This is a genomic window from Psychrobacter sp. TB15, from assembly GCF_000511655.1.
Taxonomy (GTDB): Bacteria; Pseudomonadota; Gammaproteobacteria; order Pseudomonadales; family Moraxellaceae; genus Psychrobacter; species Psychrobacter submarinus.
Genome location: NZ_AYXN01000039.1, coordinates 20482 through 29449, shown reverse-complemented (window position 1 = coordinate 29449; position 8968 = coordinate 20482). Strand labels below are relative to the sequence as shown.

Below are 8968 nucleotides of genomic sequence, written 5' to 3'. Positions count from 1 at the left end.
TAGACCTCTTGCAAAAGTCATAATTTAAGCTCGGAATTAATGATACCAGCAAACAGCTTCATTCTAAGATCATAGCGCTGACGACGGTTGCGATATTTATGAGCCACGATTTTAAACAACTTGATTAAGCCTATTTTGTGCTCAACCACAATACGGAACTTTGCCAGATAGTGATTGGCCTGTTTGCATATCTCTAATAACTGACCACCACGAGGTTTCTTAAATGGCGTGAAAGTTTGCTCATGTAACTTTGCTAACCCTTGATAACCACTATCGGCTAGTAGCTTGGCGTCACAAGGTAACCAGTCAGGACAAGTATCTTTATACAGCTTAAAATCGTGGATTGACCCTTTACAGGTTTGCACATCAAGTATCAAACCAGTTTGCCAATGAACGATAACCTGCGCTTTTAAGGTGTGTTGTTTTTTCTTACCGCTGTAGTAGTCTCTTTGGTTTTTTTTGGACGCTCAATAGGGGTTTCGGTAGCATCAACAATGACGACTGACCAATTGATGTCGTCATCGACACGACTAGGCAGCTTTTTAGGTAATTCAAACTTGCCAGAGTCAATCAGTGTGTCTTCTACTTTACGAATGATACGGCTAGCAGAAGACTCATGAATACCAAAGTCCATACTGATATGATAAAGCGTGCGGTATTCACGCCAATAAGTCAGGGCTAGTAGTATCTGCTCCTTAAGACTGAGCACACTTGGTCTACCTGATTTGGTCTTAGATGCTTCATGCTCTTGCATGGCATCAAGCATGTCATAAAAGGTGGCTTTATGAATGCCAGTGTAGCGTTTAAAACCAGCGTCACTTTGTTTGAGTAGCTTATCTATGTTTGGCATGGTTCTTAGACAACGATGAATGTTCTTCTTATTTTAATTCCCTCTGCTACTTTTGCAAGAGGTCTATTTGCTTGTTGATGTCTGAGCTGCTAACCACCTAACTGCTAACTTGTTACCATCTGATAGCTCGTAACAAGTTGCTCTAAGATAAATTTGACTCTAGAACTAGCCAAAAAAACCTCGCTAATTAGCAAGGTCTTAAAGGTTGAAAGAATAAAGTAGCTTCTACGCGCTGTAACCTCAGTTTAGATCACATCGGTACCAGTGATATTTGGCTCAGCGGTTGGCTGCGTGGCTAATGACTGGCAACCTGCTAAGACGCTAACTAAAGCTATGCTGGTCATTACTAATTTAATTGTGTTTTTCATGTGAACTCCTAAGTTAGTATTTAATAAATTTATTACTATAGTTCTCAAATAAGAGAAATATAACGATAAGAACGCTCTAGCTAATAAACTTAGCTCAATGAGCTACTATTAACTACTGTTTTTACCATTGCTGTAAGTTACTTAGTGTTAACAGCTAGATTTTAATGTAACAGGGACTATTCAAGCTCACTCTTTTGCAAGGCGGCATAACCGGTCAAACGCTTACGCTCCGCATTATTGAACAACTGTTTTTCTAACTGAGTGATTTGAGTTTGTGCTTTCGCCTTGTCAGTAGTTTGCGCCAGAATTTGCTGCTTTTGGCTTTGTAGCTGTTGAAAACGCTGATCGAAGTCGGCATCTTCTTGATCGACTTGCGCCAGTCTCTCGGCCGCTGGTACACCCACTAACTCTCGGCGCATGTTGTATAGCGCTTCAGGACTGGCACCTGCCGCTTTCATCCGCTCAGTACGGATCATAAGCTCATTAAGATTGGCTTGCTGCAGGATATTGGTTTTGATCGCACCATCTGGTAGACGGCTCACATAATCTTGTCTGGCAGCCTGTTTTTGTGCCTCGCTCATTTGCTCGTTTTGGTTGATTCTGACCATCTCTATACTATAGTCATCGTAGTTATCTTCTGCACCAAAGAAGGCTTCGATGGTGGTTTTGTCAAAATACTGCTGACGTAAACTCGCTACCTCTTGCTTTTGCTGAGCAATGGCATTCAAATCCAGCTCACCATTTTTGGTCGCTTGCAGTTGCAGATTGCCATAGCGTTTTTCTATATCAGGCAGTGCTTTGAGATACGCCACATAGTTGCCAAAGATAGCGACCGCTTGGCTGGCCGCAGGCTCTGGGGTATGGTGACGGATATAACTCTCGACACGCGCAAATATAACCGCTTCCTCCTCCTCTCCTATTGCGGACAAAAAATAATCGAACAACCGCCGTAAGCCTTCCGTAACGACCAATTGCTTGTGCTCATCAATGATAATCTCACCATCCACTTGCGTGCCTTTCAATGAGCGCGGCAAACGCTCCAATCCAGTGACAAATAAAGCATCGCTTTGAGCAAATGGTGCCTCAGCTTGAGTATTGCTTTGCGCCGTGGACAGTGTACTCTCAGACTTATCAGTGGGTGAAGCAGATAGCGACTGCTGAGTCGCCATCGGTTTATTATCTGGTTTAAACCACACAATCACCGCCGCCGCGATGACTATGATGACCACAGCGATTATAACAATCGGTAGATAAGCGGGGCGGCGATGTTTTGACATAGATACGAGTTCTTAGGCAATCATTAAATAGATCGTCATTAAATAGATGGTCATTGGGGTTAGAGATTGGCGTTTTTTAGGCGATTGACCTGAGTACGATAAATGGACTTGGGCTTAGACTCGCCCCATGCGGTCAAACCTAATACCTGATCGGCTGAATCCAAATGGTTCATGAGGTAGTTGTCACGAATCACATACCCAAGTCGGCTTGAGCAGGCAGAGACCAGACCATCATTGGCATCAAATAAAAACGGTACGCTTGTTGCTGCAAGCAGATAATCACTAGGGTCAAGGGCTCTCACGACTTGTCCGACACCACTAAATGAGTAATATTTGATACCGTTTGCAGAGGTACTGGTTGGCTGACCACAGTAACTTGTTGGCATTGCTGCGGGGAATTTGGCATTGAATTTGGCCGCACCATCGGTTGATAGCGCCATGAGTGATTGCCAGCCATCTTGCGCTTGTATCTCTTTAATACTGATGCCTGATCCCACATCTGTAAAGCCGCCAATCAAATTAAACACCCCTGATACCAGCTGTGTCGTGACGTTTGATGGCTCACCTGTGTCATTGTTTGGTTCAAGGACGTTTTTGACAAAATCGGCTGTTTTTGAGCCTTGCTCTGGGCTTGATACGGCGGTGACCGAGGCGACGTATTTTGGTGCAACGCCAGCGACATAGCGGATGTCTATACCGCCTTGACTGTGCCCAAACAAATTGACTTTTGGATCGCCTGAAATGGCAGTGATGGTTTTGACTTGCTGTAATAGCTGCTCGCCGCGGACTTCACTATTATTCACCGCTGATGTTTTGGTGGTGTACACCTCTGATCCACCTTTCATCAGCTCACTAGGAATCCCGTTGAAATAGTCTAAGACCCCAAACAGCTTGGTAAAACCGCCAAGCCCATGAGCCATGACCACTGGATACTGAGTCTTGGTATAACTGGAGGTAAAGTATTTGCTATCGACTAGCGTGCAGCCATTGGCGTTGGCACAATTATAGTACTGCCCTGCCGCTTGCGCTGAGGTCGCTGGCATAGTCATTAATAGCGCACTAGTACCTAAAGCACTGAGCACAGGCAGCAGTTTGTTTTTTGAGGTCGTGAGGAGAGTTGTATTAAATGTCATGAGCACTTCCTTGTCTTTACTGAGGTTAATTGGTCTTTTTATAAGCTCAATAACACAAACTACTTAATACAGCATATTTGATTGCAGTCAGTAGCAGCTCGCAAAAAACCTATGCCAATCCATTTGGCATTTCAATTACACTACTCATATAATTTGCAATAATCAATTGACAATTGGTTTTTTTAAAAACTGACAGGTCAATAGCCAACTTTTGATTGTTAAATAGATATTGTGATTTACGCACATTATCTCCATATAATGAACTATAACCTCTTCGATCCTCTAATAAAGCATTTATGCTATAATTAGAGCACTTCAAATCTATAACTGTAAGTATAAGAATATGATAAAGAAATCCCTCATTCAGTCTCCTGAAGCCATAGATAAAATGCGTGTAGCGGGCAAGCTCGCCAGCGACGTCCTAGTCATGTTAGATGAGCATGTCAAAGTTGGCGTCAGTACCGAAGCGCTAAATCAAATCGCTCATGATTATATCGTCAATGAGCAAGGCGCTATCCCAGCACCGCTGAACTATAACGGCTTCCCAAAATCTATCTGCACCTCTGTTAATCATGTGGTTTGTCACGGTATTCCTACCGAAAGCAAGCTGCTTAAAGACGGCGATATTATCAATATCGATGTAACGGTCATCAAAGATGGCTACTACGGTGATACCTCAAAGATGTGGATCGTTGGCGAAGGTTCTATCATGGCTAAGCGCATTTGTGATGTCGCGCAAAAGGCACTGTATGCGGGTATGAGCGTAGTCAAAGACGGCGCGCGTCTCGGTGATATTGGTGCGGCGATTCAAGAGGTGGTCGAGCCTGAGCGTTTTAGTATCGTACGTGAGTTCTGTGGTCATGGCATCAGTAACGAGTTTCACCACGAGCCGCAAGTGATGCATTATGGCAAAAAAGGTACAGGCTTTGAGCTTAAAACAGGCATGACTTTTACTATTGAGCCGATGATCAACCAAGGCACATGGCAGACCAAGATTTTGCCTGATGAATGGACGGCGATCACCAAAGATCGTAAGCTCTCAGCACAGTGGGAGCATACGATGGTGGTGACGGATAATGGCTGCGAGGTCTTTACCACGCGCCCTGAAGAAGATTTGAGTTTTTTGACCCAATAGTTACCTAAAAAAGATCGCTTACGCGGTCTTTTTTTTGCGGTTGATTTATACTTTATAGTATTAAAAAAAACATAGTATGACAACCTTCAGTATAGCTTTATAGCTCTCGGTTTTCTGCTTTCTAAGTATTTGATTTATGGAATAACAATCATGTTTACTTGCGATGTTGCCTCTGTTTATATCACGCCTCTACCTGCATTAGCTGCTCCTGATGAGTCAGCAGGCACGCCTTTATTGGTCGTCAATGACCCTAGCAAAAAGTCCTTGCTAGGCATTCCTGAGTGGCTAGCTCAGATCAATGAAGATATCAGCCGAGCGCTTGAGCGCGGGGTCAATATCAGACAATTAGTTGCGGCGCGCGCCTGCGCTATCGATGAGCTGTTAAGCAGTCTGTTTTTATGGTTTGAATTGGAGCAGACTGATCTGGCACTATTTGCTATCGGCGGCTATGGTCGCGGTGAGCTGTCTTTGTATTCAGACATCGATATTTTATTACTCTCTCCTGAAGATATCGGCACAGAAGTCAGCACAAAAATAGATCGCTTAGTTGCTATGCTTTGGGACGTTGGCTTGGAGCCTGCGCTTGCGGTACGTAGCGTTGACGAGTGCTTAGAGGCCGCTCATGATCATACCGTTGCCAGCTCCTTACTCGAAGCAAGACTACTCATCGGTAATAACGATCTAAAAGATACACCTATCGCCGTCGTTAATAAGCTGTGGTCGCAGCTCGATTTCTACGAGATCAAAATAGAGGAAGCCAAAAACCGGTACCTACACCACAATGCCACTGAATACAATCTTGAGCCGAATATAAAAACAGCCCCTGGCGGTCTACGTGATATCCATATTATTGGCTGGGTGACTAAGCGCTATTTTCGAGTTGGTAAGCTCTATGATTTAGTTCAGCAGAGCTTTTTGACCGAAAAAGAGTTCGATGAGCTCAGCTTTGCTGAGAGTTATATCTGGCAGATACGTCATCATTTGCATGAGCTGACTGGCCGCAATGAAAATAGGCTGTTGTTCGATTATCAGCGTGATATCGCGCAGCTCATGGGTTACGAGACTCAGCCTGATGACGAGCCCAACGCCGCAGTCGAGCGTTTTATGCGCGATTACTACCGCTGCGCTATGCAGATATCGACGTTATCTGAGATGCTGATCAATCATTATTTTGAAACTATCATAGAGCCGCACTTGCCTGAAGAGCAGCGCCCAAAAAAACGCCCTTTGAATGCGCGTTTCAATCAAATCGGCGATCAAATCGCTATCGCCCATCATCGTGTGTTTGCTCAGCATCCAGAAGCGATACTAGAGATGTTCTTACTGATGGGGCAGCAAGGCATAAAAAAAGTGCGCACCCATACGCTACGCGCGCTCAAAGTCGCAGCCCGCGGTATTGATCAGAACTACCGTGACACACCTGAGCATCAAGCGCTGTTTTTAGCCAATCTTAAAGAGCAAAACTATTTGTTCCACCGTCTGCGAACGATGAACCGTTATGGCGTCTTAGGTAATTACATCCCCTCTTTTGCACAAGTAACAGGACTCATGCAGTATGACTTGTTCCATCGCTATACGGTCGATGCGCATACGCTGTTTTTGATTCGTATTTTGCATCGCTTTACTGACGACAGGTTTCAGCAAGACTTTCCGCTGGTTAGCGCTATCTTTCAGCGTATCGAGCGAAAAGAGATCTTAGTGCTCGCGGCGATGTTTCATGATATCGCCAAAGGTCGCGGCGGTAATCATAGCGAGCTTGGGCAGACTGAGTCCATTGAGTTTTGTCTCAAGCATGGTATGAGTCTCGCAGATGCTAATCTGGTAGGCTGGCTGACGCGCTATCATTTACTAATGTCGATGACCGCGCAGAAAAAGGACATCTCAGATCCTGATGTGGTGACTGTATTTGCAGACCTTATCGGCAATGTCACCCATCTCAATCATCTATATGTACTGACTGTGGCGGATATGAATGCCACCAACCCGCAGCTTTGGAACAGCTGGCGCGCCAGTCTTATGAAGCAGCTATATTCGCAGACGCGGCGGATATTACGCGCAGATATTGACGCGCCGACTAATCGTCAAGATATGATCCGTGCCACGCGTCAGCAGGCTACGCAAATGCTGGATTCAGCAGATAATCAGCACATGGACCGTGAAGAGGTGCTAAGCCTGTGGGATGACTTAGGCGATGAATACTTTTTGCGGGAGATCGCTGAGGACATTCTTTGGCATACCGCAGCGATTTTGGCGCATCCGCCGATTGGCCGTGCTTCAAATGCTGATAGTGCACCTTTGGTCGTCTTGCGTGAGCATCGGGAGCTGGCGCTAGATGCGGTACAAGTATTTGTTTACACCCAAAATCAGGACAATCTATTTGCAGTAACGATGGCGGTCTTTGATCACATGAACTTGGATGTATTAGATGCTCGTATTATCACCGCCACACGCGATTTTGCTCTGGACTCTTATGTGTTACTTGACCGTAGCGGTACTTTATTGACGGAAACTGACGAGCAAGAAGAGTTAAAACAGCGCTTAATCAATGCGTTCAAAGATCCTAGCGCTCCTAAATTAACCAGCAAACGCATGCCTCGACAACTACTGTATTTCGATGTCCCAACGACGATTAGCTTTGAGTTCAATGAAGCGTCTAATCAGCATATTATGAGCTTACAGACGCTCGATCAGCCTGGGCTACTAGCACGTGTAGGTCAAGTGTTTTTGCAGCAAAGTATAGAAGTGCACGCCGCTCGTATTACGACTCTAGGCGAGCGCGCTGAAGATATGTTTTATATTAGCGATCAAAATGACGCGCCCTTATCTGACAGTAAGCTTGAAACCCTAAAAGAGGCCTTGATAGCCAGTCTAAGCGTTCGCCCTGATAATAGTCATAGCTAGTGGAAAACTGACTGAGTTACTTTAAAAGCATTCAGACTTAGTACTAAATAGCAGTCAATAGCTATAATTACAAATCACGGCGAGCAACAGTGCTTCTTTGACTTCCTCCCCGACCTAAAGGAACGGGGATTCCTACTAAAGACGGCCAAGCCCGACCGCGAGAATGTTTTTTGCTCCATTAACATCTCTGTTATGGGTCATTTTACAAGAACGACAAAACCACTCTCTTATACCAAGACCTGATCTACCTTTCGGACTGTCTTGGCGAGAGCCGCAACACGAGCAGGTTTGGGTGCTGTACGCTTCATTGACTTCGATATAGTGGCAACCTGCGTTCGCGCATTTGTAATCCAGTTGCCGCTTAATCTCAAACCAACCCGCGTCATAGACGGATTTGGCCAGTTTGGATGAAGTGAATGATGTTGATTTAATCTTTCCAACAACGATTAGGCTGTTGGCTTTAACAAGCTTTGATGTGAATTTATGGATCAGATCTTGGCGGGTGTTTTTGATCTTGGCGTGTATCGCACGGATCCGTTTTTTATTCTTGGCTCTTTGGGCAATGGCCAGTTTTTCAGCATATTGATGGGTGACTTTGGTTTGTAGCTGATCACCATCGCTACTGACTGCTGAATCCTTACAGCCTAAATCGATACCGACTTGGCCTGTGCCACACTTAGTCTTTGGAAATTCTTTGACGGTGATACAGGCATACCAGTAGCCGCGATTGTCTTGCACTAGCTCCATAGTATTGATGCTGTACAGGGCTAGGTTATAGCTGTCCCATAGATCAATAATCAGCTTTTCACCCTTAGCAAGGCTTAGCTGAATAGTAGATTTAAGGCTTTTCTTGCCTGATTGACGAGTTGATAGATGTTTTATGGCGGTCTTTTTAAACGGAATCCAGCCCAAGCTTCTTCTCTTGGCCTTTGGGTTGTTGGTGCGCCAGTTGAGTTTGGCTTTTTTAAACTGTTTACGGCTTTTGGTGTGAACCTCACTAATCGCTTGCAAGGTTTGACTGTGTAGATTTAGGTATTCACCCGCCCCTTTGGTGTAAGCGGCCAAGTCATAGGCTGAAAAGAATTTGCCAGTGCGCTGTAAATGTTTAAAACTTAGCTCATTGACGTAATTCCAGACAAAGTTGACTGCACCAGCCAAGATATTAAGCTGAGTGGCGTGTTTGTCTTTGATGCGTAGCTTGAGCGTTTTCATGGGATAATTATGATCTCAATGCAGCTGGGTATCAAGGGGTTCACCATACTGGGCGACAACGACTGATGCCTGATATCCACGCCCTAGAAGGA

The 8968-nt window shown here is 44.9% G+C and carries 7 protein-coding genes and 1 pseudogene; 2 read left to right on the top strand and 6 right to left on the bottom strand.

What is annotated here, in order from left to right; all coding sequences use genetic code 11:
* Positions 1-17: 17 nt before the first annotated feature.
* The 5 genes and pseudogenes from W234_RS0109830 to W234_RS0109810 form a co-directional block, all read right to left on the bottom strand.
* Positions 18-401, bottom strand: a pseudogene (locus tag W234_RS0109830) (transposase family protein); the annotation flags it as partial.
* Positions 402-409: 8 nt separating this feature from the next.
* A complete protein-coding gene (locus W234_RS0109825; protein WP_025643546.1) occupies positions 410-850 on the bottom strand; it encodes a transposase family protein in 441 nt (146 codons plus the stop codon).
* Positions 851-1095: 245 nt separating this feature from the next.
* Positions 1096-1218 carry a hypothetical protein gene (locus W234_RS14895; RefSeq protein WP_264673187.1) on the bottom strand — a complete coding sequence of 41 codons (123 nt, stop codon included), beginning with the start codon at positions 1216-1218 and terminating at the stop codon, positions 1096-1098.
* Between the two features lie 176 nt (positions 1219-1394).
* Positions 1395-2495, bottom strand: a complete 1101-nt coding sequence (locus tag W234_RS0109815) for a lipase secretion chaperone (RefSeq protein ID WP_025646682.1) — start codon at positions 2493-2495, stop codon at positions 1395-1397.
* Between the two features lie 59 nt (positions 2496-2554).
* Positions 2555-3628 carry an esterase/lipase family protein gene (locus tag W234_RS0109810; protein WP_025646681.1) on the bottom strand — a complete coding sequence of 358 codons (1074 nt, stop codon included), beginning with the start codon at positions 3626-3628 and terminating at the stop codon, positions 2555-2557.
* Positions 3629-3971: 343 nt separating this feature from the next.
* Between W234_RS0109810 and map the strand changes: the two genes are divergently transcribed.
* Complete coding sequence (gene map, locus W234_RS0109800) at positions 3972-4763, top strand: type I methionyl aminopeptidase (protein ID WP_025646680.1); 792 nt, start codon at positions 3972-3974, stop codon at positions 4761-4763.
* A 150-nt stretch (positions 4764-4913) separates the two neighbouring features.
* Entirely contained in the window at positions 4914-7664 is a 2751-nt protein-coding gene (glnD, locus tag W234_RS0109795; RefSeq protein ID WP_025646679.1) for a [protein-PII] uridylyltransferase, read from the top strand.
* 135 nt (positions 7665-7799) lie between these two features.
* Here the strand turns inward: glnD and W234_RS0109790 are convergent, their stop codons facing one another.
* Positions 7800-8876 carry an RNA-guided endonuclease InsQ/TnpB family protein gene (locus W234_RS0109790; RefSeq protein ID WP_025646678.1) on the bottom strand — a complete coding sequence of 359 codons (1077 nt, stop codon included), beginning with the start codon at positions 8874-8876 and terminating at the stop codon, positions 7800-7802.
* Between the last annotated feature and the right edge of the window lie 92 nt (positions 8877-8968).